This window comes from Streptomyces sp. NPDC044921 (genome assembly GCF_056432865.1).
The window spans coordinates 84,777-110,034 of record NZ_JBWKIF010000023.1 but is presented as its reverse complement, the minus strand read 5'-3'; the positions used below and the strand labels follow the sequence as shown (position 1 = coordinate 110,034).

Genomic DNA, 25,258 nt, shown 5'->3' with positions numbered 1-25,258 from the left:
TCACCCCCGACATGGCCGAAGTTCACGTCGCCGCATAGATGCCTGGGGCATCTAATGAAGATCGGCACGACGCACACTTCGTCTGCGAGGTCTTCATGACGGACACGACCGCACCCGTCGTCTTCCCCCAGAGCCGGACCTGCCCCTACCACCCGCCCGCCGCCTACGAACCGCTGCGCACCGAGCGCCCCCTGACCCGCATCACCCTCTACGACGGCCGCGAGGCCTGGCTGGTCAGCGGACACGCCACCGCCCGCGCGCTGCTGGCCGACCCGCGCCTGTCCTCGGACCGGAACCGGCCCGGCTTCCCCGCGACCAGCGTGCGGTTCGCCGGGTTCCGCAACCGCAGGACCGCCCTGCTCGGCGTCGACGACCCCGAACACCGCGCCCAGCGGCGCATGGTCGTCGGGGACTTCACCCTGAAGCGGGCCGCCGAACTCAGGCCCCGCATCCAGCAGATCGTCGACGAGCGGCTCGACGCGATGATCGCCCAGGGTCCGCCCGCCGACCTGGTGAGCACCTTCGCGCTGCCCGTCCCGTCCATGGTGATCTGCGCCCTGCTCGGCGTCTCGTACGGCGACCACGACTTCTTCGAGGCCCAGTCGCGGCGGCTGCTGCGCGGCCCGGAGGCCGCCGACGTGCTGGACGCCCGGGACCGGCTGGAGAGGTACTTCGGGGAGCTGATCGACCGCAAGCGCGAGGATCCCGGCACGGGCCTGCTGGACGACCTGGTCCAGCGCCAGTCGCGCGAGGGCGGAGTCGACCGCGAGGGCCTGGTCGCGCTGGCCCTGATCCTGCTCGTCGCGGGCCACGAGACCACCGCCAACATGATCTCCCTCGGCACCTTCACCCTGCTCCGGCACCCCAAGCGGCTCGCCGAGCTGCGCGCCGACCCGGCGCTGGTACCGGCGGCGGTCGAGGAGCTGATGCGGCTGCTGTCGATCGCGGACGGCCTGCTGCGCACGGCCGTCGAGGACATCGAGGTGGCCGGGACGACGATCCGCGCGGGCGACGGTGTCGTCTTCGCGACCTCGGTCATCAACCGCGACGAGGCGGTCTACGCCGAGCCGGACACGCTGGACTGGAACCGCCCGGCCCGTCACCATGTCGCGTTCGGGTTCGGCATCCACCAGTGCCTCGGTCAGAACCTGGCCCGCGCCGAACTGGAGATCGCGCTGCGCACCCTCTTCGAGCGGCTGCCCGCCCTGCGCCTGGCCGCTCCGGCCGAGGAGATCCCCTTCAAACCGGGCGACACGATCCAGGGGATGCTGGAACTCCCCGTGCGCTGGTAAGAGGCTTCCGGACATGCGCATCGACATCGACAAGGACGTCTGCATCGGCGCGGGCCAGTGTGCCCTGACCGCCCCGGACGTGTTCACCCAGGACGACGACGGCTACAGCACCCTGCTGCCCGGCCGGGAGGACGGCGGTGACAGCCCTCTGCTGCGGGAGGCGGCCCGCGCCTGCCCGGTGGGCGCCATCACCGTCGCGGAGACGGTGGGCTGACGCCGCTCCCCGGGCGGGGTGGGGAACCGGCCGGTTCCCCACCCCGCCCGGGGGCGGTCCCACGCCCGGTTCACACGGCACGCAGCAGCAGCCGGGCCGCCTCCCTCGCCTCGGCCGCGGGCTCCGCGCTGCCGGTGATGCCCGCCGTCACCATCGCGCCCTCGGCCAGCAGGAACAGCTGCCCGCCCACCGGGGCGGGCAGGCCCGCCGCGGCGGCCAGGGAGTCGAGGTACTCCCTGAACGCCCGCTTGTGCGCCCGCACCCGGTCCGCCACCGGCGCGGACGTGGCGCCCAGTTCGCCGTAGGCGTTGATCCACGCACAGCCCCGGAAGCCGGGCTCGTCGAACCACCGGCCCAGCCAGTCGAACACGGCCAGGATCCGCTCCCGCGCCCCCTCGTGCCCCTCGACGTAGGCGGCCAGCCGCTCGCGCCAGCGCGTGTCGCGCCGCTCCAGGTACGCCTCCACGAGTCGCTCCTTCGCGGGGAACAGCTGGTAGAGCCGCTTGAGCGAGACCCCGGACGCGCTGCGCACGTCGTCCATGCCGACGGACCGCACGCCCCGACCGTAGAAGAGCTCCTCAGCGGCGTCCAGCGCCCGCTCCCGGGCCACCGAACTGTCCATGCGCGACCACTCCTTGACGCGAGAACCAGCGTTCTCCTACGGTAGCAGCCGGGTGGAGAACGCTGGTTCTCCACCGTTGCCCAGGGAGGGCCCATGACCGATCGTCCGCCCCTGCCGCCCTTCACCCGCGAGACCGCGGCACGGAAGGTGCAGGCCGCCGAGGACGCCTGGAACACCCGCGATCCCCACCGGGTCGCCCTCGCCTACTCGGAGGACTCCGTCTGGCGCAACCGCGACACCTTCGTCACCGGCCGCGCCGGGATCGTCGCGTTCCTCACCGCGAAGTGGGCGCGCGAGCGGGAGTACGCCCTGCGCAAGGACCTGTGGGCCTTCGACGGCAACCGCATCGCCGTCCGCTTCCAGTACGAGTCCCGCGACGCCGACGGGCAGTGGTGGCGCTCCTACGGCAACGAGCTGTGGGAGTTCGACGAGCACGGCCTGATGACCCGCCGCGAGGCGAGCATCGACGACGTACCGATCGAGGAGGCGGACCGCCGCATCCACGGCCCGCGTCCGCAAACGGAGCGGGGCCGCACCCTCCCGCTCCGGTGACCCGCTCCCGCTCCGGTGACACCTCCCCGGTGCGGGGACACGCGCGGTCACTAGGGTTGCGGGGATGACCGCACAGACCGCCCGCAAGCCGTTCCTCTACGTCGTCGTCTGCGCCGCCGGCATCGCCGCGGACGTCGGCCGACTCGTCGCCGCCGCGCAGGAGCGGGGCTGGGAGGTCGGAGTCATCGCGACGCCGGTCGCCATGAACGGCTTCTTCGACACCGCCGCCGTGGAGGCCCGCACCGGCCGCCCCGTCCGGTCCGCCTGGCGCACCCCGGGCGAGCCGCGCCCGTTCCCCGCGCCCGACGCCGTCGTGGTCGCCCCCGCCACCTTCAACACCGTCAACAAGTGGGCGGCGGGCATCGCCGACACCCTCGCGCTCGGCACCCTCTGCGAGGCGGCGGGCCTCGGGGTGCCGATCGCCGTCCTGCCGTGCGTGTCCGACGCGCTGGCGGCCCACCCCGCCCACCGGGCCGCCCTGGAACGGCTCGGCGGGATGGGCGTCCGCTTCGGGGAGCCGCACACCGGAGAGCCGGAACCGGACGGCGGGCGGCGGGACTTCGCCTGGGAGCGCGCGCTGGACCTGCTCGACCGCGGCTGAGGTCAGGAGCAGCGGACCGTCGGGCCCTCCACCATGCCGCCGGTGTACAGCGCCTGCCCGCGCGGCATCCAGTAGCCCAGCTTCGAGACCACCGTCGAGCAGGTCGACGCCAGCCGCACCTTCACCCGCACGGTCGCCGGACGCCCCGGCTGCAGGTCGGTGAGCGCGCAGTCCACCGCGTGTCCCAGCCGGTCCCGCGACGGAGCCCGGCCCACGAGCGGATTGACGCACCGCGCGTCCGCCGTGCTGATCCGCACCCCGCTGCCCTCCTCGCCGATCAGCCCGAACCGCGCGCTGCCGTCGCCCTGTTCGCTGTCGCGGTACACCCGGTAGGTCAGGGTGGTGGTGGTGCCGGACCGCAGGGAGTGCCGGTCGACCTCGACGCGGTGGGTGGGCTGCTGCCTGGGCGCGGTCAGGGTGAGCGTGGCCCGGACCGTGCCGCGCAGGTCGACCCCGGAGGGCGTGGACCGCACGTGCACGGAGGCGGTGACGTCGTAGGTGCCCGGGCCGGGGTACGGCTGGGAACCGGGCAGCGTCCCGGTGGCCACCGTCGCGCCGTCGCGCCGCGCCGTCCAGCTGCCCGAGGTCAGGCACGCGTACCGGACGGAGGTGCCGGGGCGGCGGCAGGAGGCGGGTGCCGAGACGGCCATCACCGGGGTGCCGCTGCCCGCGCAGAGACTGACCACGGCCCGCTCTCCGCCGGGGCCGCGCAGTACGCCCGCGGGCGCGCACAGCGTCGCCGGCCCCTCGGCAGCCGCCCCTTCGGGCAGGGGAGCCCCGGACACCCGCCCTCCGGGCGCCGATGCGCCAGAGGCCGATCCCTCGGTCACAGGTGCCCCGGCCGTCGGCGCTCCGGTCGCCGGCGCCCCGGCCCGGACCTCGGCCGGCGGTACCGGCCGGCTCCACGCGGTGGAGACGAGCGCGACGGAAACCGCGGCCGCCCCGGTCAGGATCCTGAGTGTCCTCCGTCGTGCCGCCACGTGTCCTCCCGTAGGTGACCGACCGGCCGGACGCCGGTCGCCTGCGCCGAGGATGCGCCGCCCACCGGGCCGGCCCGCCGCTCCCACGCCGGACGGTCACCTGAGAGGGGGGCGGCAATCGCCGCGGGCCGCCGGACGGCCCAGCTAGTGGGGCCCCCGCGGCGCGAACTCCGTGCCGCAGGGCCCCGCGCCCTCGCTCTCCGGCAGCAGCACCCGCGCCCCGTTCATCGACAGGGTCCGGTAGAACGCCCCGATCCGCTCGGCCGACCGCCCCACGTAGTGCCCGATGAACGACCGCCGGAACCGGTCGGCCGTACGGTTGGGCTGCGAGCCGTGCACCAGGCTGCCGTTGAAGAACAGCACGTCCCCGGGCCGCATGTCGACGGGCACGGCCTCCAGCCCGGGCGGCGGCGGCACGTACTCCCGCGCGAAGGACACCGCCGAGTCGGCGAGCTCCGGACAGAACAGGTCCATGCGGTGCGTGCCCGGCACGACCTCCAGACCGCCGTTGTCCCGGTCGATCACGTCGCAGGCCAGCCACGCCGCCACACACGTGCCCGGCTCGACCCGCAGGTAGAAGTTGTCCTGGTGCAGCGCCTGTCCCCGGGCGCCCGGCGGCTTGAAGTAGAACATGCTCTGCGCCGCCAGCACCTCCTCCCCGAGCAGCGCCTCCAGGACCGTCCGCAGCCGGGCGTCGAGCAGGACCTCGCGCGCGAGGTCGTCGATCTCGTGCGGGTGCATCACGCGCGGCCACACGTGCAGCGGATCCGCGTCCGGCCCGGACGCGCGCGGCTCGAAGTGCCCGGGCACCGGCCCCGCCTCGCGCAGCGCCGCGAACTCCGCGCACAGCCGGTCGGTCTCGTCCGCCCCGAAGAGACCGCGGACCACCGTGAAGCCGCCCTCCTCGAAGGCCTCCCTGTGCCGCCGGAGCAGCGTGTGGTCCAGGATGGGAGCGCCGGTGGCGCCGTTGCCCGTGACGGTCATGAACGCACTCCTCGGTCGGTGTCCGCCGGCCCTCACGCTAGGCCGCCGCGTCGTCGAGGAGGATGCCCGTGCGTGCTGACGGATTGCCCCGCACTGCTGCGCGGGGCGGCGGCGGTGACCCGGCCCCGCCGCCCGGCCTGGTCGTGCTGGGCCACTTCGACCAGGTCTCCGGATACGCGGTCAGCCGGCCGCAGGGTTCACCGAGTTGGCTCGTCACCTGGACCACCGCGGGCCGGGGCCGACTGTGGCAGGGCGGTACGCGGGCGTCGGCCGGCCCGGGCGAGCTCGTCGTGCTCGCCCCGGGCGTCCCGCACGGCTACGCCGTCGAACCCGGCGCCCGGCACTGGCGGTTCTGGTGGGCGCACTGCCAGGCCCGCCCTGCGTGGACGGCGTGGCTGCGGCCGTACGACGCCGGCGACGGGGTGTACGCCGTCCCGCCGGTCCCGGCCGCCCTGCACGGCCGGGTCGCGGCGGCCTTCCGGCGGATGCACGCCGACGCCCGCTGGACCGGGACCGGAACACCGCCCGACCCGGACCCCACGGACGGCCAGGTCGCCGTCGCGCACGGCAGCGCGGCCCGCGAACTCGCCCTGTGCGCCCTGGAGGAGATCGTCCTCCTGGCCACCGCCCCCGCCCGGCCGGCCGAGGCGCGGCCGGGTCTGGACCCCCGGATCCGCCGGGCCGAGGAGCTGATCGCCGCCGACCCGGCCGCCCCGCACACCGTCCGCTCGCTCGCCGAGGACGTCGCCCTGTCGCCCTCCCGCTTCGCGCACCTGTTCAGCGGGCAACTCGGCCAGTCGCCCATGCGGGCCCTGCGCGAGGCCCGGCTGCGGCACGCCGCGCGGCTGCTGGAGAACACCGACCTGCCCGTCGAACGCGTCGCCGCCGCCTCCGGTTTCGCCAGCCCCTTCCACTTCAACCGGGTCTTCCGGGAACGGTACGGGATACCGCCCGGCGCCTACCGGGCCCGCCGCTGAATCCGGGAAGAGAACCGAAATCCCTTTTGCTCGGCTGGTTGACATCCTGTCAAAAGGCGCTGGCCGCGCACGCAATGCACGAAACCGCGCGATCCCTTGTTCCCTGTCGCTGACCTGTGCAAAGGTGTGCGGTACCGGCGTGCGGACAACACGCCATTCTTTGTATGCGCGAGGCCGACGTGCCGGCATACCCCTTGGTCCGGACTTTATTCCGCATGTCCTTGAGAGGAATGCTGCCGTGAATGACGCAGGCCCGTCGAATTCCCCGGCCCCGTCCCGCGGGTCCGGAGCGACGGACGCGCAGCTGAGCGCCGAGCTCAGGAAGTGGACCGGGGCGACCCCGGCGCCGCATCCCGTCGGCGAGCTGCTGGACCGCCACTGGGAGGCGGGCTTCGCCTACGCCCGGCTGTGCACCGACGGCCCCCGTTCCGCCGGCGTGCTCACCACCGCCGCGTTCACCCGTCTGTTCGGGGAGGCCCTGCGCCAGAACGGCCCGGCCTCCGCCTGGCGTCCGCACCTGCTGGTGACCGTACGGCGCATCGCGGCCGAATGGGCCGGTGACCACCGACGCGACATGCTCCACCCCGACCTGTGGACCGGGGGCGGGGACCGGCCGGCCGCCCGGCTGCTGCCGCCGCCGCACCGGCGTCTGCTGTCCGGGGCCTTCCCACGGCTGCCCCAGGCCGCCCGTTGCCTGCTGTGGCACGTCGAGGTCGAGGCGGAACCGCTGACCACCCCCGCCGGGTTGCTCGGTCTGGACGAGGAGGGCGCTCGCGCCGAGCTGGAACGGGCCCGCGACCGGCTGCGCGAGGAGTGCCTCCAAGTGCACCGCGAGCTCGCCCCCGACGAGGTGTGCCGGCGCTACCTCCGCCTGCTGGACGTGACCTACCGGCGGGGCGGCCGTGACATCGACCCGGATCTACGCGCGCACATCGGCGGCTGCGGGCACTGCGCGGCCGCCGCCGACCAGCTCGACCACTTCAACCGGGGGCTCGGTGCCGCCCTGGCCGAGGCGGTGCTGGGCTGGGGCGGGCGGCAGTACGCCGAGGCACGGCTGCGCGGCGCCGTGGAGCTCCGCCCCGCGAGCGGCCTGCCCACGGGCGGGCCGGCCGAGGCGCCCCCCGCCGCCCCGGCCCCCGAGCTGTTCACGGCCCCGCTCGACCCGCCGCGTCAGGCCACCCCCGCCCCGGCCGGGCCCGCCCGGGACGCGTTCCCCGACCCGGTCGCCCTCGCGGGCGCGATCGGGGAGTCGTTCACCGACCCCGCCGGGCCCCCGGGCGGGAGCGCCCCGTCATCGGCTGCGGCGCGGGACGGCGGTGCCGCGTCACCGGCTGCGGCTTGGGAAGGTGGTGTCTCGTCACCCGCTGCGGCTTGGGATGGCGATGCTCCATCGCACGCTGGGGCCTGGGAGGTTGGTGTCTCGTCACCCGCTGTGGCCTGGGATGGCGATGCTCCATCGCACGCTGCTGCCTGGGATGCCGGTGTCCCGTCACCGGCTGGGGCGCGGGGCGGCGGTGTGGCGTCGTCGGCCGTTGCTCGTGGCGACGGTGCGGCGTCATCCGCTGCCGCTCGGGGCGACGGTGTCGCCTCACCCGCGGCGGCCCAGGACGGCGGTGTCGCGTCATCGGCTGCGGCGCGGGGCATCGGCGCCCCTTCCTCCGCCGCGGCCTGGGCCGGCGGCCGTGCCCCAATGGACGCAGCGGGCCGGGAGGGCGGCACCCCGTCACCCGTCGCGGGCCGGGAGGGCGGCGCCCCGTCACCGGCCGCGGCCCGGGGCGGTGGTGCCCCGTCGCCCGTCGCGGTCCCGGCCGGCGGTGAAGACGCGCACGCGCTCCTCGTGCCCGCGCCCGACACCACGGCACGCTCCCGGGTGAACGCCGGGCCGCGCGCCCCGGGTTCCCGCGCCGCCGCCCGAAGAACCGCCCACAAGGCGGCCCGCCGCGCCGCCCGTCGCCGGCACCTCACCGCGGGCGTCCTGACCGTCAGCGGGCTGGTCGTGCTGCCGCTGGCCCTGTGGTCCCTCGCGCACCCCGGGGACGGCGGCCCGTCCGGCGCCGGGCGGGGCGAGGAGGCACCCGGTACCGAGGCGGGCGAGCAGAGTCGTGATCCGTCGTGGGTCGGGGCGGGTGAGGCCGAGAAGGGCGCCCTGCGCGGGCGGCTGCACAACGTCGGCTCCGGCCTGTGCGTCGGCGTCGACGGCGAGAAGGCCGTCGAGGACGCGGAGGCCGAACTCGTCCCGTGCTCGGCGGACTCCACCCAGCAGTGGACGTACGAGACCGACGGCCTGCTGCGCAACGGCGCCGCTCCCGGCCTGTGCCTGGACTCGCGCCTCGGCTACTCCGTGCGGCTGGCCCCCTGCACCGGCGCGTCCCAGCCGGACACGAGGAACGTCCGCTACGACTTCACCCTCCAGGGCGCCCTGGTGCCCCGCACGGACCAGGACCTGGCCCTGGCCCCGGCGGCGACGGACGGTTCGGGATCCCTGGTCCTCAAGGCCCGCGCCGAGCAGGACGAGAAGCGGTGGGTGATCGACACCTCCAAGGCCGACCTGCGGATGGAGGCCGTCAACTGGGACGCCGCCCTGCCGTCGCCCCGGCCCACGCCCACTCCGACCCCGGCACCGGCCCCGTCGAGGACGACCGCGCCCCCGCCGGCCCCCCGAACCACGCCCGCCCCGGCGCCGGGCAGCACGACCCCCGGCGAACCCTCCTGCGCCCGCTACGGCCACCACTGCGACGACGACGGCCGGTACGGCGCTCCGGGGTACGGCTACCCGGGCTACGGCTACGGCTCTGGCGGTCAGGGATACCGCGACGGCTACGGCGGCTACGGATACGGCGGGGACGGCCGCCGCTGACCGCGGGCCAGCCGCAGCTGCCCGTTCCTCACACCCCCAGGACGCGCAGCGACAGCCACAGCGCCGCCACGGCCGGTACCAGCGCGGCCGGCACCGCGAGGAGTCCCAGCCGGGTGAACTCCCCGAGCCCGACCCGGTGCCCGTGCTGCCGCACGATCCGCCGCCACAGCAGGGTCGCCAGCGACCCGGCGTAGGTCAGGTTGGGGCCGATGTTCACGCCGAGCAGCACGGCCAGCACCGCGCCGGGGCCGGACCCGGCACTCAGCGGCAGCAGCACCAGCACCGCGGGCAGGTTGTTGATGAGGTTCGCCAGCACGGCGGCCAGGGCGGCCAGGCCCAGGAGGGCGAGCAGACCGTCACCGCCCGGCAGCACCCGCTGGAGGGCGTCGGCCAGCCCGTGGTCGACGACCGCGCGCACGACCACGCCGAGCGCGAGCACGAACGCCAGGAAGGCCGGCGCCGCCGAGCGCACCACCGTCAGCGGGGTGGCCCGCCGCCGCAGCAGGGCCCGTCCGGCCAGCACGAGCGCTCCGGCCAGCGCGGCCCAGGCCGGTGACACGCCGACGGCCGAGGCCACCACGAACCCGGCCAGTGTGCAGCCGACCGTCACGAGCGCGAACAGCGGGAGCGGCTCGGGCGGCCCGGTGGTGCCGGGGGAGGGCAGCGGGGCGCTGAGCTCGTCGTCGAAGAACCGCCGGAACACCAGGTACTCGGCGGCGATCGCGACCAGCCAGGGCAGCGCCATGAGGGCCGCGAACCGTGTGAAGCTCAGCCCGCTCGCCGTGAAGGCCAGCAGGTTGGTCAGGTTGGAGACCGGCAGCAGCAGCGAGGCGGTGTTCGACAGGTGGGCGCAGGCGTACAGGTGCGGACGGGCGCGGACGCCCATGCGGGTGGCGGTGGCGAGCACGACCGGGGTGAGCAGGACGACCGTGGCGTCGAGGCTGAGCACGGCCGTGATGACGGAGGCGAGGGCGAATACCGCCGTCAGCAGCCGGGCGGGGCGCCCCGCGGCCCAGTGGGCCATCCACGCCCCGCAGGCGGTGAAGAGGCCCTCGACATCGCAGAAGTGGGCGAGCACCAGCACGGCCGCGAGGAAGCCGACCACGGGGCCCAGCCGCTCCATCTCCTCCCAGGCGTGCCCGGGCGAGACGAGTCCGGCGGCGACCGCGAGCGCGGCGGCCGGCACCGCCAGCACGGCCTCGGGCAGCCCCTTGGGGCGGGCGACGGCCCACAGGAGCACGGCGGCCAGCAGCGCCACGGACAGGACTTCGGCGAACGGGGTGTGCAGGGGAGTCCTCCGGGACGCGGGCAGATCGTGCCCGCCGAGGGAACCAGGCGCAGGTAAGAGAGGCGTAAAAGCCGCGTCGGCGCCATGGGCGCGTTCCCCGCGCGGGGCATCGCGCCGGCCCGGGCCGGGTCAGACCTCGTCGAGCAGCGCCAGCTCCGCCCAGATCGTCTTGCCCTCGGTGGTGTGCCTGCTGCCCCACCGCTGGGTCAGCTGCGCCACCAGGAGCAGGCCCCGGCCGCCCTCGTCCCAGGTCTTGGCCCGCCGCAGGTGCGGCGCCGTGTGGTTGGTGTCGGAGACCTCGCAGATCAGCGTGGACGCGTCGTGGATCAGCCGGAGCCGGATGGGCGGGGCGCCGTAGCGGATGGCGTTGGTGACCAGCTCGCTCACCACCAGCTCCGCCGTGAACGTGGCCTCCAGGAGTCCCCAGCGTTCGAGCTGGTCGACCACCTGCTTGCGGATGGGGGCGACCAGTGCCGGGTCGGCGGGGATGTCCCAGGTCGCGACCTGGGAGGAGGGCAGGCCGCGGGTGCGGGCGAGGAGCAGGGCCACGTCGTCGGCGGAGCCGCCCGGCGGGAGCAGGGCGTGCAGCACGCGGTCGCAGGTCTCGTCGAGGGAGTCGGCGGGCGCCGACAGGGCCTCGCGGAGCATCCGCTGGCTCGCGTCGACGTCCCGCTCGCGGCCGGCGAGCAGCCCGTCCGTGTGGAACGCCAGGACGCTGCCCTCCCGCAGGTCCACCTCGGCGCACTCGAACGGCAGCCCGCCGACGCCGAGCGGGGGGCCCGAGGGCAGCTCGAGCTGCCGGGCCGGGCCGTCCGGCGGGGCCAGCAGGGGCTGCGGGTGCCCGGCCCGGGCCAGGGTGCAGCGCCGTGACACCGGGTCGTAGACCGCGTACAGGCAGGTCGCGCCCACCTCGCCGGCGCCCGCGTCGCCGCCGCCGGATTCCTGGGAGAGCCGCACCACCAGATCGTCGAGGTGGGTGAGCAGCTCGTCGGGGGCCAGGTCGATGTCGGCGAGCGTACGGACGGCCGTGCGCAGCCGGCCCATGGTGGCCGAGGCCTGGATGCCGTGGCCGACGACGTCCCCGACGACCATGGCGACCCGCATGCCGGACAGCGGGATCACGTCGAACCAGTCGCCGCCCACGCCGGAGCGGGTGGCGGGCAGGTAGCGGGAGGCCGCCTCCACCGCCGCCGTGCGCGGCAGGGTGCGGGGGAGCAGGCTGCGCTGGAGGGTCAGGGTGGTCTCGCGCTCGCGGGAGTAGCGGCGGGCGTTGTCGATGCAGACGGCGGCGCGGGCGGTGACCTCCTCGGCCAGCAGCACGTCGTCGTCGGTGAAGGCCTCCGGGCGCCGGAAGCGGGTGAAGACGGCGACGCCGAGGGTGGTGCCGCGGGCCTGCAGCGGGACGGACATCGTGGAGTGGATGCCGTACTCGCGGACCCGCCGGAAGCGGGCCGGGTCCCAGGCGAGCCACCGCTCCAGGTCGGCGGAGGACCCGGAGGCCACGACCGTGTGGCCCGCCACCAGGGAGGCGGCCTGCGGGGAGTTCTCCGGGTAGACGTCCACCTGGCCCGGCTTGGCGACCGCCTCCGGGCTGCCCGTGTTGACCGACTGGTGGGCGGCCCGGCGCAGGCTCACCGGCGGCGCCGGCGGTCCGGGCGGCTCGCCGCCCTGCGCCGGCGGGTCGAGCAGGTCGACGCTGACGAAGTCGGCGAGCGCCGGCACGCACACGTCGGCCAGCTCCTGGGCCGTGCGGGTGACGTCGAGGGTGGTGCCGATGCGCACGCTCGCCTCGTTGACCAGTTGCAGCCGCTCCCGTGACCGGTACTGGTCGGAGAAGTCGTGGGCGGTCACGCACACGCCCCGCACCCGCCCCGCGTCGTCGGTGAGGGGCGCGATCCGGGCCAGCCAGGCGTGCGGCCCGCGGTCCTCACCGGTGGCCTCCATGTACGTCTGCATGTCGTGCCGCCGGCCGGTTCGCAGCACCCGGCGCAGGTGCTCCTCCAGCTCCCGGTTCTGCGGCCGGCTGCCGATGTCGGTGGGCCGCAGTCCGCGCAGGCGGTCGGCGGGCAGTCCGACGAGGTCCGCCATGGCGTCGTTGACGCCGTGCAGCCGCAGCCGCTCGTCGAAGATCATCGTGGCGCAGGGGGACTGCGTCAGCGCCGCCCGCAGCAGCGGGTCGTCCGGGGCGTCGCGGTCCGGCATCTCCGGCGGGGCGACGGCGAGCCACTCGGTGGCCTCCGGGCCGTCGGGAGGCCGGCGGTGGGCGAGGACCCACACCGACACCGTGCGGCCGTCGCGGTGGCGCAGGCCGAGCGTGCCGCTCCAGCGGGCGTCCGCGGGGGCGGGCGGTGCGTCCGCCCCGTCGGCCAGCAGCTCCGCGGCCGGGCGGCCCACGACCTCGTCGGCCGTGTGTCCCAGCAGGCGGCGGGCGCCCTCGCTCCACCCGGTGAGCGTGCCGTCGGCGGCGATGACGGCACGGGCGGCCACGCCATCGTCCAACGGCTCGTCCGGGCTCATCGTCGCCACTCCATACGGACACTCACAGTGATCAGGGAGGTCGCTTGAGTTCCAGACTAGTCCGTGGACGCCCGGCGTGGACGGGTATCCCCCCAGCGGTCCGGCCCGGTGCGGTCAAGGCCGCGATCCGGTCGATGTGCCGGCGGGCGGAGAAGCCGCCGCCCGCACCCTTGACGGCCCCGTGTGACACCTCGACAGAATCTGTTTGTTCACGATCAGTTGTGAGTACTTCTGGGCCCTAATGAGGGAGAGCCGTCATGTCGGTTACTCGCAGATCGGTCCTGCTCGCCTCGGCGGCGGCACCCGCGGCCGGAGCGCTCCTCGGCGCCCCGGAGGTGTGGGCCGCCGAGGAGGCGCGCGGCGCGTCCGGCCGCCGCACCGTCGCCCTGCGCGACGGCTGGCGCTTCGCGCTGGCCGATCCGGACGGCGTCACCGACCCCACCGGCGCCTACGCCGACGCCGCCCGGCCCGGCTACGACGACTCCAGGTGGCGCGAGATCACCGTCCCGCACGACTGGAGCATCGAGCAGACCCCCACCACCGAGCACGGCACCACCAGCGGCACCGGCTTCCTTCCCGGAGGCCTCGGCTGGTACCGCCTCGCCTTCACCCTGCCGCCCGCCCTCGCCGGCCGGCGCGTCTCGGTGGAGTTCGACGGCGTCTACATGGACGCCACCGTCCACTGCAACGGCACGGAGGCCGGCCGCCACCCCTACGGCTACACCGGCTTCGCCCTGGACCTCACCGACCTGGTGCACACCGACGGCACCACCGAGAACGTGATCGCCGTCCAGGTCCGCAACCGGCTCCCCAGCAGCCGCTGGTACTCCGGCAGCGGCATCTACCGCGAGGCCCGGCTCGTGATCACCGAGCCGGTGCACGTGGCCCGCTGGGGCACCCGCGTCACCACGCCCGAGGTCACCGCCGAACGGGCCGTCGTGCGGGTGGCCACCACGGTCGCCGACGCGTCGGGCACGGGCCCGGACGTGGAGGTCGTCTCCCGGATCACCGACCGCGGGGGCCGGACGGTCGCCCGCACCGCCTCCACGGTCACCGTCACCGGCGAGCACACCGAGACCCACGAACTCACCGTCCGGCACCCCGAACGGTGGGACATCGCGGCCCCGCACCGCTACACCCTCCACACCGAGCTGCGCGTCGACGGGCGGACCACCGACACCTACCGCACGGTCTTCGGCATCCGCACCTTCCGCTTCGACCCGGACGAGGGCTTCTTCCTCAACGGCACCCACCACAAGATCAAGGGCGTCGACCTCCACCACGACCTGGGCGCGCTCGGCGCCGCCGTCAGCGCCGACGCCGTCCGCCGCCAGCTGGAGATCATGCGGTCCATGGGCGTCAACGCCCTGCGCACCGCCCACAACCCGCCCGCGCCGGAGGTGATCCGGGCCTGCGAGGAACTGGGCGTGATCATGCTGGTCGAGGCCTTCGACTGCTGGCGCACCGGGAAGAACCGCTACGACTACGGCCGGTTCTTCGACGAGTGGGGGGAGAGGGACGCCACCGAGATGGTGCTGGCGGCCCGCAACTCGCCCGCCGTGCTGATGTGGTCCATCGGCAACGAGGTCCCCGACTCCACCTCCACCGCCGGCCTCGCCATGGCCGACCGGATCATCGGGGCGATCAAGGCGGCCGACGACACCCGCCCGCTGGTCATCGGCTCGGACAAGTACCGCCGCCTGCCCGCCAAGGGCTCGGCGGCCGACCTGATGCTGGCCAAGCTGGACGGCCTCGGCCTGAACTACAACACGGCCAAGTCGGTGGACCAGCTGCACGCCGCCTACCCGCACCTGTTCCTCTTCGAGTCCGAGTCCTCCTCGGAGACCTCCACCCGCGGCGCCTACCAGGAGCCCGAGCACCTCAACACGGGCGAGAACCACACCCCCGGCAGGCGCTCGACCTCCTCCTACGACAACAACCTCGCCTCCTGGACCATGAGCGGCGAGTACGGCCACAAGAAGGACCGGGACCGCAAGTGGTTCGCCGGGCAGTTCCTCTGGTCGGGCATCGACTACCTGGGCGAGCCCACGCCCTACGACGTCTTCCCGGTCAAGGCGTCCTTCTTCGGCGCGGTCGACACCGCGGGCTTCCCGAAGGACATGTACCACCTCTTCCGCAGCCAGTGGACCAGCGAGCCGATGGTCCACCTGCTGCCCATGACCTGGAACCACGCGCCGGGCGACACCGTCGAGGTGTGGGCGTACGCGAACGTCGACACCGTCGAGCTGTACCTCAACGGCGTGTCGCTGGGGGTGCGGCGGTTCGACACCAAGAAGACGCTCGACGGCCGCGCCTACCTGGAGACGACCGAGCCGACGGGCGACGACAAGACCGTCACCGACGGCCCCTGGCCCGGCAGCTACACCAGCCCCAACGGCAGCGCCGGCAAGCTCCACCTGACCTGGCGGGTGCCCTACCGGCCGGGCGAACTGAAGGCCGTCGCGCGGCAGGACGGCAAGGTCGTCGCCACCGACGTGCTGCGCACCGCGGGGGCCCCGCACGCGATACGCCTCAGCGCGGACCGCTCCTCGGTCGCCGCGGACGGCCGGTCCCTGGTGTTCGTGACCGCCGAGGTCGTCGACCGGCACGGTGTCGTGGTGCCCGACGCGGAGCACCTGCTCTCCTTCGAGGTGGCGAACGGCTCCCTCGCCGGGCTCGACAACGGCCGCCAGGAGAGCGCCGAGCGCTATCAGGCGAGCACCCGCACCGCCTTCCACGGCAAGGCCCTCGCCATCGTCCGGTCCGGCACCCGGACGGGCACGGTGAGGGTCACCGCCCGCGCCGGCGGCCTGCGGGCGGACGCGGTGGCCGTGCGCGCCACCCGGGCGGCGGACCGGGCCGAGACGGCTCCGCCCGCCTTCCGGCCGGAACACCCGCGGCCGCTCGACCACCCCCACGCGGACGCCAGTTACTCCGGCCGCCCCGACACCCTGCCCGCCGCCATGCTGGACGGGGACCCGGCCACCGCCTGGTCCAACGGCTTCTTCAAGCAGGCCACGGCCCTGCTGCCCGCGTTCGACGGGGCACGCGCGGAGGACTGGGTGTCCGTCGACTACGGACGCGTCCGCGGCTTCGACCGGGTGGAGGTCTCCTTCACCGTGGACGCCACGCACAGCCTCCCCGCGGCGATCGAGGTGGCGGTGTGGGACGGCCGCGCCTGGCGGGCCGTGCGGGACACCGCGGTCGACTGGGCCACCGCGTCCGGATCTCCGACCGTGGTCACCTTCGGCGCCGTCCGCGGCTCCCGGATCCGCCTCACCCTGACCAGCCGTCACCCCGACGAGGCCCGGGGCGCGATCCGCATCAGCCGCCTGGACGCCCCGGCGGCCTGACCCCGCCCCGCCGCGGTCCGGACGGGGCCGAGCAGCCCCCGGCGAAGACAGTCCTGTCCGGACCGTTGACGGGGCGTCACGTCAGCCACAACCATGGCCTGCGTCCGCTTCTGGGAGCGCTCCCATGAGGAGCGCCACCCGCACCTCCCCAGAGGAGCCCAGGCGTGAAACGACGCAGAACCGCCCTGCTGTCCCTGACGGCCCTGCTGGCGACCGCGCTCACCGCGCTGCCGTCCGCACCGGCCGGGGCCGAGGAGGCCGAGCAGGTCAGGAACGGCACCTTCGACACCACCACCGAACCGTGGTGGACGACCAGCAACGTCACCGCCGGTCTGTCCGACGGCCGGCTCTGCGCCGACGTCCCCGGCGGCACCACCAACCGCTGGGACGCCGCCGTCGGACAGAACGACATCACCCTCGTGAAAGGGGAGTCGTACCGCTTCTCCTTCCGCGCGACCGGCAGCCCCGCCGGGCACGTGGTGCGCGCGATCGTCGGCCTGTCCGTGGCGCCGTACGACACCTACCACGAGGTGACGCCGCAGCTCAGCGTCTCCGGCGACACCTACTCCTACACCTTCACCTCACCCGTCGACACCGCGCAGGGCCAGGTCGGCTTCCAGCTCGGCGGCAGCGCGGACCCCTGGCGCTTCTGCATGGACGACGTGTCCCTGCTCGGCGGGGTGACCCCCGAGCCGTACGAGCCCGACACCGGGCCCCGGGTGCGCGTCAACCAGGTCGCCTACCTGCCCGCCGGGCCGAAGAACGCCACCCTCGTCACCGACGCCACGTCCGGGCTGCCCTGGCAGCTGAAGAACTCCGCGGGCAGGGTCGTCGCCCGGGGCACGACGGTGCCGCGCGGCGTCGACGCCTCCTCCGGGCAGAACGTGCACTCCGTCGACTTCGGCGCCTACCGCAAGAAGGGCTCCGGCTACACGCTCGTCGCCGACGGCGAGACCAGCCGCCCCTTCGACATCGACGCGAGCGCCTACGAGCGGCTGCGGCTGGACTCGGCGAAGTACTACTACACGCAGCGCAGCGGCATCCCGATACGCGACGACCTGCGGCCCGGCTACGGCCGCCCGGCCGGTCACGTCGGCGTGGCACCCAACCAGGGCGACACGGACGTGCCCTGCCAGCCCGGCGTCTGCGACTACACGCTCGACGTGCGCGGCGGCTGGTACGACGCCGGCGACCACGGCAAGTACGTCGTCAACGGCGGCATCTCCACCTGGGAGCTGCTCAGCACCCACGAGCGCGCCCTGCACGCCCGCACCGGCGACCCGGACAAGCTCGGCGACGGCAGCCTCGCCATCCCCGAGAGCGGCAACAAGGTGCCCGACCTCCTCGACGAGGTGCGCTGGGAGCTGGAGTTCCTGCTGAGGATGCAGGTGCCGGACGGCGAGCCGCTGGCGGGCATGGCCCACCACAAGATCCACGACGAGCAGTGGACCGGCCTGCCGCTGATGCCGCACGACGACCCGCAGAAGCGCGAACTGCACCCGCCGTCCACGGCCGCGACCCTGAACCTGGCCGCCACGGCCGCTCAGGCGGCCCGTCTGTACCGGCCCCACGACAAGGCGTTCGCGGGCAAGGCGCTGGCCGCCGCGCGCAAGGCGTGGTCGGCGGCGCTCGCCCACCCCGACCGCCTCGCCTCCGAGAGCGACGGCATCGGCGGCGGCGCCTACGCCGACGGCGACGTGTCCGACGACTTCTACTGGGCGGCGGCCGAGCTGTACCTCTCCACCGGCGAGCGGCAGTTCGAGGAGTACCTGCTGAAGTCACCGGTCCACACGGCCGACCTGTTCAAGCCCATCGGATTCGACTGGGCCCGCACCGGCGCGGCCGGCCGTCTCGACCTCGCCACGGTGCCCAGCAGGCTGCCCGGCCGGGACAAGGTGCGCCAGTCCGTGATCAAGGGCGCCGACCGCTACCTGGCCACCCTGAAGGCACACCCGTACGGCATGCCGTACGCCCCGGAGGGGAACAAGTACGACTGGGGCTCCAGCCACCAGATCCTCAACAACGCCGTCGTCCTCGCCACCGCGTACGACATCACCGGCGCCTCGAAGTACCGCGACGGCGCGCTGCAGAGCATGGACTACATCCTGGGCCGCAACGCGCTGAACATCTCCTACGTCACCGGCTACGGCGAGGTCAGCGCCCAGAACCAGCACAGCCGCTGGTACGCCCGCCAGCTCGACCCGAACCAGCCCAACCCGCCGCGGGGCACCCTCGCGGGCGGGCCGAACTCGAGCATCCAGGACCCCTACGCCCAGAGCAAGCTGCAGGGCTGCGTCGGCCAGTTCTGCTACATCGACGACATCCAGTCCTGGTCGACCAACGAGCACACGATCAACTGGAACGCCGCCCTGACCCGCATGGCCTCCTTCGTGGCGGACCAGGGCTAGCCCCGCCGCCGGTGCCGGAGGCGTCCGCGCGACAGGACGCCTCCGGCACCCGCGCGTAGCCTGGTGCCATGCACGCGGTGCGGGTCGACGGCATCGAGGTCGCGTACGACCGGGTGGGCCACGGCCCGCCCCTCGTGCTCGCGCACGGCGCGACGACCGACGCCCGCCTGTTCCGCGGGCAGCTGCGGGACCTGTCCGACGAGTTCACCGCCGTCGCCTGGGACGAACCGGGCGCCGGCCGGTCCTCCGACGTACCGCCCTCCTGCGCCCTGGCCGACTACGCCCGCTGCCTGGCGGCCGTCGTCCGGGACGTGGGCCTGGGCCCCGCCCACGTCCTCGGTCTGTCCTGGGGCGGGACGGTCGTGCTGGAGCTCTACCGCAGGCATCGCGAGCTCGTGCGGACGCTGCTCCTCGTCGACACCTACGCCGGCTGGAAGGGGTCCCTGCCCGCGGCGGAGGTCCTGGCCCGGGTCGAGGGGGCCGAGCGGATGCTCGCCGTCCCGCCGCGGGAGTTCGCACCGACCATGCCCGGCCTGTTCGCCGGGGCACCGCCCGCCGACGCCGTGCGCCTGCTCTCGGTGATGTCGGCCGACACCCGGCCCGGCAGCATGCGCACCGAACTCTCCGTCATGGCCGAGGCCGACCTCAGCGACCTGCTGCCCGAGATCACGGTGCCGACGCTCCTGCTGTGGGGTGAGCTCGACCGCCGCTCCCCGGTGGACCTGGTCGCCCGCGCGTTCCTCGCGGCGATCCCCGAGGCCACGCTGGTGGTGCTGCCCGGCGTCGGGCACCTCAGCAACATCGAGGCCCCGGAGCCGTTCAACCGGACCGTCCGGGAGTTCTGCCGCACCCGCTCCTGACCCGCCCCGCCCGCGCTCACACCGCCGCCCGCGCCAGGTGGGCCAGCTTGTCCGGGTTGGCCACGACGTAGATGCCGCGCACCCGGTCGCCCTCGGGCGTGAGGTCCAGGACCAGGACGGCGAAGGGAGCGTCGCCGTCGAACAGCACCGCCGCGTCGTCGCCGTTGACGCGCCGGTAGCGCCACACGGGGTGGTCCGGGCCGCCCCGGCCGGACGTGAGCAGGCGGGTCACCTTGTCCCGGCCGTGCACCGGACGCAGGCCCGCCCGCCTGCGCTTGCCGCCGGCGTCCGTCCACGCCGTGACGTCCGGCGCGAGGACCTCCATCAGCTCCCCGATGTCCCCGCCGAGCGCCGCCCGCACGAACCGCTCGGTCGCCTCCCGCCGCACCCGCGGATGCGCCTGGTAGCGCGGACGTCGCGCGTGCACGTGCTCCCGGGCGCGGTGCGCCAGCTGCCGCACGGCGGCGGGGGAGCGGTCGATGATCCCGGCGATCTCGGCGTGCGGATAGCCGAACACCTCGCCCAGTACGAACACGGCCCGCTCCAGCGGCGTCAGCGACTCCAGGACCACCAGCATGGCCAGCGACACCGCCTCGCCGCGCAGGGCCGGGCCGTCGGCGGTGCCGGCGTCCTCGTCGGCGACCAGCGGCTCGGGCAGCCACGGGCCGACGTACGTCTCGCGCCGGCGGCTGATCGCGGCGCGGCGGCGCAGCGCGTGGTTGACCGCCACCCGGACCAGATAGGCGCGGGGGCTGCCCACGCCGGCCAGGGGGGCGCCGCCGCCGCGTGCCGTCCAGGACAGCCACGTCTCCTGAAGGACGTCCTCGGTGTCGGCGACGCTGCCGAGCATGTTGTAGACGACGCCGAACAGCAGCTCGCGGTGGTTGACGAACACCCCGGTCGCCTCGTCGAGCCGGGCGTCGGTGCCGGGTGCGGAGATCTCGGTCATGCGTGGCCCTCCCGTGGACGCTCACCCCTGCGAGCCGGGCAGGGCCCCGGAATGTGACATGACGACGGGGGCCTGTGACCCACATCTCACCCTCCGGGACGGCGGGGCACCTGGGTGGTACCGCCCCGTATCCGCTGTGACCTGCGGGTATTTACGGGCCAGTACCCCGGGCGCTACCGTGAAGGCATGCCAGCTCTCAACGTCGAGTTCAGCGAGCGCGAACTTGAGGACCTGCGGCAGATCGCCAAGGAGCGCGGTACGTCCATGAAGGCGCTCGTCCGGGAGGCCGCCGCGGCCGACATAGCCCGCCACCGGGCGCTGCAGGAGGGCGCGGAAGCCTTCCGCCGGTTCTTCGCGACCCACGCCGACGAGTTCGCCGCCGCCTTCCCCGACGACGAACCGCCCGTCAAGGGCGAGGGGCGGGCCGCCTGACCGATGGCACCCGTCCTCCACATCGACGTGCCCTGGTTGCTCCAGCGCCACGAAGAGGTCCTGCCGGACCAGCCCACGATCAACGACTTCTCCGCGCTGGTCGCCGCGGTCGCCCGGCACCGCGTCGACCCGCCGCGCCTCGGTGTGAATTCCGACCCCGCCTGGCGGGCGGCCGCGCTGCTGCACACCCTCGCCGTGCTCCGCCCGCTGCCCTCGGCCAACGCCCGCTTCGCCTGCGCGACCGCCGTGGCCTACATGTTCGTCAGCGGCGTCGGCATCGACCCGCCGTACGGCGCCCTCGTCGATCTGGCCCGCGATCTGATGTCCGGCACGACCGACGTCTACGGCGCGGCGGACCGGCTGCGCGCCTGGCAGATCTAACAGGGTCGAAAACCGGTGCGACCTGCGGCAAGGCGTTCTGCTTCTGACTTTCTGTCAATGGCGGGGATGTGGTCCGTGCGCCTTGTTGGCCGTGTGGGGACTGTGCAAGAGTGCAACGCACGTGCGGGGGGAATGGCCAAGAGTCGCACGGCATTTGTTGACCGGGTCCGATTCGCCGTCGGCGAATTCGCGCCCCCCGCGCCGCGCCCGAAAAGGTACGCACCAACCGGGCTCCTTTTTCGGCGGCAGGACTTCTGTGTGCCACCTGCGCGTGGGAAGGAACCATCTCAGTGCCCACCCCCCACCCCCCTCGTCCTCCCTATCCCCCGCCCGGCGGGGATCCGGGGGAATCCGACGAAAACCTCGCCGCCCCCTTGAGAGGCAGCCCGGAGGGCGGGGTAGCCGCTCATTCCGTGGCGCTGCTGATGGCGCGGCACTGGCAGCCGGTGCACGACTACGCGGTCATCTGTCTCGCCTCCTCGGCGCAGGTCGCCGCCATGGTCACCGGGACCGCGTTCCACCGGACCCTCAACCGCCTCGCCTTCGGCGAGTCGGCCGTCGCGCTGCGCCCGGCCCTGCTGGTGACCGTGCGCGACACGATCCGTGAGTGGTCCGGCGACGATCGAATATCGGCCGTTCTGCCCGCGCTGCAGAAACCGGCCGGAGGGCGCGGCCTGCGCGCCGCCACCTCCATGACACCCGAGAATCGGGTCCTCGCGGAGCGCGCGTTCCAGGCACTTCCCGCGGCCGCGCGCGGTTTGCTCTGGCACGTCGAGGTCGAGGCCGATCCCATAACCGTCCCGGCCGGTCTGCTGGGCATGGACACCGACCTCGCGTCGGCCGCCCTCGAACAGGCGCGTGACACATTCCGCGAAGGCTGTGCACGGGCCCACCGCGAACTCGCGCCGACGCAGGACTGCCGGTTCTACAACCGCCTGCTCGACGTCCCGATCCGCCGGGGCGGCGCCCTACTGCCGGACGTCCAGGACCACATGGACCAGTGCCGCTACTGCCGGGACGCGGCCGAGCAACTGAGCCACTTCGAGGGGCCGCTGGGCCCGCTGATCGCCGAAGCGGTGCTCGGCTGGGGCGCCCGCCGCTACCTCGACTCCCGTCCGGGCCGGGCCTCGCCCGGCGCGCGGAGCGCTCGCGCCGGGCGCCGCGGCGGGCGGCGTGGCACCGGCGGCCACCGCCTGCTCTCCCGGATCCCGCTGCCGGCGCGCCGGACAGCGGGCGCACGGGTCCCGCAGGCACTGCGCTCCTCCCGGGCGCTGCTCTCGGGCGTCGGCGCCGTGTCGGCCGGGGTGCTGACGGCCGTGCTCATCCTCAGCGCGACGTCGTACGACGGCGGGGAGGCCGACCCGGCCGGTTCCAACAGCGCCGCCGGAGGCGACGGCGCCACCTCCGCGACGCCCCCCGGCACGGCCGGACTGCCCACGGCGCCGGGCGTGACGCGGCTGCGCAACACCGGTGCCGGCCTCTGTCTCGACATCCGGGACCTGCCGAAGGAGGGCGCGGGGGCGAAGCTGGCGCCGTGCTCGGCGGTGTGGACCCAGCAGTGGACGTACGAGAAGGACGGGTCGCTGCGCAGCGTCGCGGATCCCGGGCTGTGCCTGGACTCGCACAAGGACGCCGGCGTCGTGGTCCTCGGCACCTGCGCCGACGAGGATGCCGAGCGGGGCGACGACGTGCGCTACGACCTCACCGTGCGCGGCGAACTGCTGCCCCGCTGGGACGAGCAGCTCGCCGTGGCCCCGGCCGGCGACGACCCGGACGCCGACATCGTCGTCAGGGTCCGCGACCGCTCCGACGCCCAGCGCTGGCAGGCGGAACCCGTGCCGACGGCGTCGGGTTCCCTGTCGATCGAGGAGCGGGAGAGCCCGGCGGCCCGCCAGGTGACCGCCCCGGCCGGCCGCGCCGGCTGAACCCGGGCCCGCGGCGAACGGGGCCGCGCGACGCTCGGGCCGCGCGGCCCCGTCGTCAGGCCGGGTCCTCGACGAGGTCGTCCGGCCCGGCCGTGCCCGGCGTGGCGTGGCCCGCCAGGGCGAGGGTCAGGTCGAGTTCGGCCAGCAGGCAGCGGATGACGTGCTCGACGCCCGCCTGCCCGTCCAGACCGAGACCGTAGACGTACGGGCGGCCGAGCAGGACGGCGCGGGCGCCGAGGGCGAGGGCCTTGAAGACGTCGTCGCCGGTGCGGACACCGCTGTCGAAGAGGACCGTGAGCCGGTCGCCGACGGCCTGGGCGACGCGGGGCAGCGCGTCCGCCGCCGCCACCGAGCCCGCCACCTGCCGCCCGCCGTGGTTGGAGACGACGACGCCGTCCACGCCCGCGTCCGCGGCCAGCCGGGCGTCGTCCGGGTGCAGGACGCCCTTGAGCACGATCGGCCCGTCCCAGTTCTCCCGCAGGAACGCCAGGTCCGGCCAGGTCTTGGCCGGGTCGGAGAACAGGCCGACGAAACGCATCACGGCCGCGTTCGGATCCTCGTGCACCGGCTTGGCCAGGCCCGCTAGGAAGGCCGGGTCGGAGAAGTAGTTCGCCGTGCCGACGCCGTGCAGGAACGGCAGGTAGGCCTGGTCGAGGTCGCGGGGCCGCCAGGACAGCAGCGGCGTGTCCAGGGTGACGACCAGCACGCCGAACCCGGACGCCTTCGCCCGGTTCAGGAAGCTGCGCGCAACCTCCGGGTCCTTCGGCCAGTACAGCTGGAACCACCGCTCGGCGTCGCCCATCGCCTCGGCGACCCGCTCCATCGGCGTGCTGGACGCCGAGGACAGGATGTACGGCACGCCCTGGGCGGCGGCGGCGCGGGCCGCGGCGGACTCGGCGTCCGGATGCATGATCGACAGCACGCCGACCGGGGCGAGCGCCAGCGGGGCCGGCAGGGAGCGGCCCAGCACCTCGACCGACAGGTCACGCTCGTGCACGTCCCGCAGCATGCGCGGCACGATCCGGCGCCGCTCCAGGGCGGCCCGGTTGGCCCGGGCGGTGCTGCCGTTGCCCGCGCTGCCCGCCACGTAGCCGACCGGCCCGGGCCCGAGCCGCTGCTCGGTCAGCTCCTCCAGCCGGGTCAGATCGGTGGGCAGCCGCGGTACGGCACCCGTCATCCCGTTCAGATAGATCTCGTACTGGAAGTCCGCCCAGTGCTTGCCCACCGTACGTACCCGCCTCTCGTCGTCTCCTCGTCGAGACCGTGCCGTACGGGGACGATACCGAGCGGTATGGACGGTGCCCGGTCAGGGGCGGTCCGCCGCCGCGCGCAGGACGCGGGCCAGTTCGCGCGGCTCGGAGAACATCGGCCAGTGGCCGGTGTCCAGCTCCACCCGTTCCCAGCTGTCGCCGCGCAGCAGGCTCGCCACCGCCGGCATCGGCTCCTCCCCGTCGAGCAGGCACTTCACGTAGGTCGCCGGGAGGCGGGCGAGGGAGCCGGAGAGCTCGGCCGGCTCGGTGAGCGTGACGCCCGGGTGCGGTGTCGCCCCGCCGAGGAACCGGGCGAGCTGCTCGTCCGTCAGCCCCTGGCCCGCGCAGTCCTCCGGGCCGGGCGGCGGCCAGCACCCGCCGTGGTCGTCGAGCGCCCGCCGCACGTGTTCGCTGGGCCAGCCGGACAGGAACGACTCCCCGTGCACCGGCACGTTCGCGTCGACGAACACCACGCGCTTGAGCCGCCCGCCGATCCGCTCGGCGGCCTGCCCGACCGGGACGCCCGCGTAGCTGTGCCCCACCAGGACGACGTCGCGCAGGCCGAGGCGCTCCACCTCCTCGACGATGTCCCGCACGTGTGCCTGCCGCCCCGGCACGCGCCTGTCCTGCTTCTCGGCGAGACCCGTGAGCGTGAGCGGGTGGACGCCGTGGCCGGTGCCGCGCAGTTCGGCGGCCACCTCGTCCCAGGCCCACGCCCCGAGCCACGCTCCTGCCACCAGTACGAGATCACTCATGCCGGCAACGTAGCCGAGGGGTGTGACAACGCCGCCGGCCCGACGGGCGCGGGGCGGACGG

The 25,258-nt window shown here is 74.5% G+C and carries 20 protein-coding genes; 12 read left to right on the top strand and 8 right to left on the bottom strand.

Translation table 11 applies throughout. The features are described 5' to 3' along the window. Positions 1-95: 95 nt before the first annotated feature. Both AC07DA_RS29895 and AC07DA_RS29890 read left to right on the top strand, forming a co-directional pair. On the top strand, positions 96-1,292 hold the full coding sequence (locus AC07DA_RS29895; RefSeq protein WP_479131347.1) for a cytochrome P450: 1,197 nt from the start codon (positions 96-98) through the stop codon (positions 1,290-1,292). A 13-nt stretch (positions 1,293-1,305) separates the two neighbouring features. Continuing rightward, positions 1,306-1,506 (top strand): ferredoxin, encoded by a 201-nt coding sequence (locus tag AC07DA_RS29890; protein ID WP_479131346.1) that lies wholly within the window; start codon positions 1,306-1,308, stop codon positions 1,504-1,506. 70 nt (positions 1,507-1,576) lie between these two features. On the opposite strand, the gene AC07DA_RS29885 is transcribed toward AC07DA_RS29890, so the two are convergent. Next, positions 1,577-2,128, bottom strand: a complete 552-nt coding sequence (locus tag AC07DA_RS29885) for a TetR/AcrR family transcriptional regulator (RefSeq protein WP_479131344.1) — start codon at positions 2,126-2,128, stop codon at positions 1,577-1,579. Positions 2,129-2,221: 93 nt separating this feature from the next. Between AC07DA_RS29885 and AC07DA_RS29880 the strand changes: the two genes are divergently transcribed. Both AC07DA_RS29880 and AC07DA_RS29875 read left to right on the top strand, forming a co-directional pair. Beyond that, positions 2,222-2,680 carry a nuclear transport factor 2 family protein gene (locus AC07DA_RS29880; RefSeq protein WP_479131343.1) on the top strand — a complete coding sequence of 153 codons (459 nt, stop codon included), beginning with the start codon at positions 2,222-2,224 and terminating at the stop codon, positions 2,678-2,680. A 64-nt stretch (positions 2,681-2,744) separates the two neighbouring features. Continuing rightward, positions 2,745-3,281, top strand: a complete 537-nt coding sequence (locus AC07DA_RS29875; protein WP_479131342.1) for a flavoprotein — start codon at positions 2,745-2,747, stop codon at positions 3,279-3,281. A gap of 2 nt (positions 3,282-3,283) precedes the next feature. Here AC07DA_RS29875 and AC07DA_RS29870 read toward each other — a convergent pair whose 3' ends face one another. Both AC07DA_RS29870 and AC07DA_RS29865 read right to left on the bottom strand, forming a co-directional pair. Next, complete coding sequence (locus AC07DA_RS29870) at positions 3,284-4,066, bottom strand: hypothetical protein (protein ID WP_479131341.1); 783 nt, start codon at positions 4,064-4,066, stop codon at positions 3,284-3,286. Between the two features lie 339 nt (positions 4,067-4,405). Further along, positions 4,406-5,245 (bottom strand): phytanoyl-CoA dioxygenase family protein, encoded by an 840-nt coding sequence (locus AC07DA_RS29865; RefSeq protein ID WP_479131340.1) that lies wholly within the window; start codon positions 5,243-5,245, stop codon positions 4,406-4,408. Between the two features lie 62 nt (positions 5,246-5,307). On the opposite strand from AC07DA_RS29865, the gene AC07DA_RS29860 reads away from it, so the two are divergent. Then, complete coding sequence (locus AC07DA_RS29860; RefSeq protein ID WP_479131339.1) at positions 5,308-6,222, top strand: helix-turn-helix domain-containing protein; 915 nt, start codon at positions 5,308-5,310, stop codon at positions 6,220-6,222. 238 nt (positions 6,223-6,460) lie between these two features. Further along, positions 6,461-9,079 carry a ricin-type beta-trefoil lectin domain protein gene (locus AC07DA_RS29855; RefSeq protein ID WP_479131338.1) on the top strand — a complete coding sequence of 873 codons (2,619 nt, stop codon included), beginning with the start codon at positions 6,461-6,463 and terminating at the stop codon, positions 9,077-9,079. 28 nt (positions 9,080-9,107) lie between these two features. Here AC07DA_RS29855 and AC07DA_RS29850 read toward each other — a convergent pair whose 3' ends face one another. Beyond that, entirely contained in the window at positions 9,108-10,367 is a 1,260-nt protein-coding gene (locus AC07DA_RS29850; protein ID WP_479131375.1) for an SLC13 family permease, read from the bottom strand. A 129-nt stretch (positions 10,368-10,496) separates the two neighbouring features. After that, the gene (locus AC07DA_RS29845) at positions 10,497-12,884 is read right to left on the bottom strand and encodes a SpoIIE family protein phosphatase (protein ID WP_479131337.1); all 2,388 of its coding nucleotides are present in this window, start codon (positions 12,882-12,884) and stop codon (positions 10,497-10,499) included. 257 nt (positions 12,885-13,141) lie between these two features. Between AC07DA_RS29845 and AC07DA_RS29840 the strand changes: the two genes are divergently transcribed. From AC07DA_RS29840 to AC07DA_RS29830, 3 genes are all read left to right on the top strand, one after another. Next, entirely contained in the window at positions 13,142-16,237 is a 3,096-nt protein-coding gene (locus tag AC07DA_RS29840) for a glycoside hydrolase family 2 TIM barrel-domain containing protein (RefSeq protein ID WP_479131336.1), read from the top strand. A gap of 164 nt (positions 16,238-16,401) precedes the next feature. Beyond that, a complete protein-coding gene (locus tag AC07DA_RS29835; protein WP_479131335.1) occupies positions 16,402-18,645 on the top strand; it encodes a glycoside hydrolase family 9 protein in 2,244 nt (747 codons plus the stop codon). A gap of 68 nt (positions 18,646-18,713) precedes the next feature. Further along, the gene (locus AC07DA_RS29830) at positions 18,714-19,505 is read left to right on the top strand and encodes an alpha/beta fold hydrolase (RefSeq protein WP_479131334.1); all 792 of its coding nucleotides are present in this window, start codon (positions 18,714-18,716) and stop codon (positions 19,503-19,505) included. Between the two features lie 16 nt (positions 19,506-19,521). On the opposite strand, the gene AC07DA_RS29825 is transcribed toward AC07DA_RS29830, so the two are convergent. Continuing rightward, positions 19,522-20,454, bottom strand: a complete 933-nt coding sequence (locus AC07DA_RS29825; RefSeq protein WP_479131333.1) for a sigma-70 family RNA polymerase sigma factor — start codon at positions 20,452-20,454, stop codon at positions 19,522-19,524. A gap of 186 nt (positions 20,455-20,640) precedes the next feature. Here AC07DA_RS29825 and AC07DA_RS29820 point away from each other — a divergent pair, with 186 nt between their 5' ends. From AC07DA_RS29820 to AC07DA_RS29810, 3 genes are all read left to right on the top strand, one after another. Continuing rightward, positions 20,641-20,886: a hypothetical protein gene (locus AC07DA_RS29820; protein ID WP_479131332.1), complete on the top strand. Its 246-nt coding sequence runs from the start codon at positions 20,641-20,643 to the stop codon at positions 20,884-20,886. A 3-nt stretch (positions 20,887-20,889) separates the two neighbouring features. Next, a complete protein-coding gene (locus AC07DA_RS29815; RefSeq protein ID WP_351351073.1) occupies positions 20,890-21,267 on the top strand; it encodes a toxin Doc in 378 nt (125 codons plus the stop codon). A gap of 290 nt (positions 21,268-21,557) precedes the next feature. After that, complete coding sequence (locus AC07DA_RS29810; protein ID WP_479131331.1) at positions 21,558-23,192, top strand: RICIN domain-containing protein; 1,635 nt, start codon at positions 21,558-21,560, stop codon at positions 23,190-23,192. Between the two features lie 55 nt (positions 23,193-23,247). Here AC07DA_RS29810 and AC07DA_RS29805 read toward each other — a convergent pair whose 3' ends face one another. Both AC07DA_RS29805 and AC07DA_RS29800 read right to left on the bottom strand, forming a co-directional pair. Then, positions 23,248-24,417 carry a lactate 2-monooxygenase gene (locus tag AC07DA_RS29805; RefSeq protein ID WP_479131330.1) on the bottom strand — a complete coding sequence of 390 codons (1,170 nt, stop codon included), beginning with the start codon at positions 24,415-24,417 and terminating at the stop codon, positions 23,248-23,250. A gap of 81 nt (positions 24,418-24,498) precedes the next feature. Continuing rightward, entirely contained in the window at positions 24,499-25,197 is a 699-nt protein-coding gene (locus AC07DA_RS29800) for an alpha/beta fold hydrolase (protein WP_479131328.1), read from the bottom strand. Positions 25,198-25,258 lie beyond the last annotated feature (61 nt).

What these genes read in the sequence shown, in the direction of transcription:
- AC07DA_RS29885 (WP_479131344.1), bottom strand. Translation starts at nt 2,128, where the DNA reads ATGGACAGTTCGGTGGCCCGGGAGCGGGCGCTGGACGCCGCTGAGGAG.
- AC07DA_RS29845 (WP_479131337.1), bottom strand. Translation starts at nt 12,884, where the DNA reads ATGAGCCCGGACGAGCCGTTGGACGATGGCGTGGCCGCCCGTGCCGTC.
- AC07DA_RS29815 (WP_351351073.1), top strand. Translation starts at nt 20,890, where the DNA reads ATGGCACCCGTCCTCCACATCGACGTGCCCTGGTTGCTCCAGCGCCAC.
- AC07DA_RS29875 (WP_479131342.1), top strand. Translation starts at nt 2,745, where the DNA reads ATGACCGCACAGACCGCCCGCAAGCCGTTCCTCTACGTCGTCGTCTGC.
- AC07DA_RS29890 (WP_479131346.1), top strand. Translation starts at nt 1,306, where the DNA reads ATGCGCATCGACATCGACAAGGACGTCTGCATCGGCGCGGGCCAGTGT.
- AC07DA_RS29825 (WP_479131333.1), bottom strand. Translation starts at nt 20,454, where the DNA reads ATGACCGAGATCTCCGCACCCGGCACCGACGCCCGGCTCGACGAGGCG.
- AC07DA_RS29840 (WP_479131336.1), top strand. Translation starts at nt 13,142, where the DNA reads ATGTCGGTTACTCGCAGATCGGTCCTGCTCGCCTCGGCGGCGGCACCC.
- AC07DA_RS29865 (WP_479131340.1), bottom strand. Translation starts at nt 5,245, where the DNA reads ATGACCGTCACGGGCAACGGCGCCACCGGCGCTCCCATCCTGGACCAC.
- AC07DA_RS29830 (WP_479131334.1), top strand. Translation starts at nt 18,714, where the DNA reads ATGCACGCGGTGCGGGTCGACGGCATCGAGGTCGCGTACGACCGGGTG.
- AC07DA_RS29820 (WP_479131332.1), top strand. Translation starts at nt 20,641, where the DNA reads ATGCCAGCTCTCAACGTCGAGTTCAGCGAGCGCGAACTTGAGGACCTG.
- AC07DA_RS29895 (WP_479131347.1), top strand. Translation starts at nt 96, where the DNA reads ATGACGGACACGACCGCACCCGTCGTCTTCCCCCAGAGCCGGACCTGC.
- AC07DA_RS29800 (WP_479131328.1), bottom strand. Translation starts at nt 25,197, where the DNA reads ATGAGTGATCTCGTACTGGTGGCAGGAGCGTGGCTCGGGGCGTGGGCC.
- AC07DA_RS29880 (WP_479131343.1), top strand. Translation starts at nt 2,222, where the DNA reads ATGACCGATCGTCCGCCCCTGCCGCCCTTCACCCGCGAGACCGCGGCA.
- AC07DA_RS29860 (WP_479131339.1), top strand. Translation starts at nt 5,308, where the DNA reads ATGCCCGTGCGTGCTGACGGATTGCCCCGCACTGCTGCGCGGGGCGGC.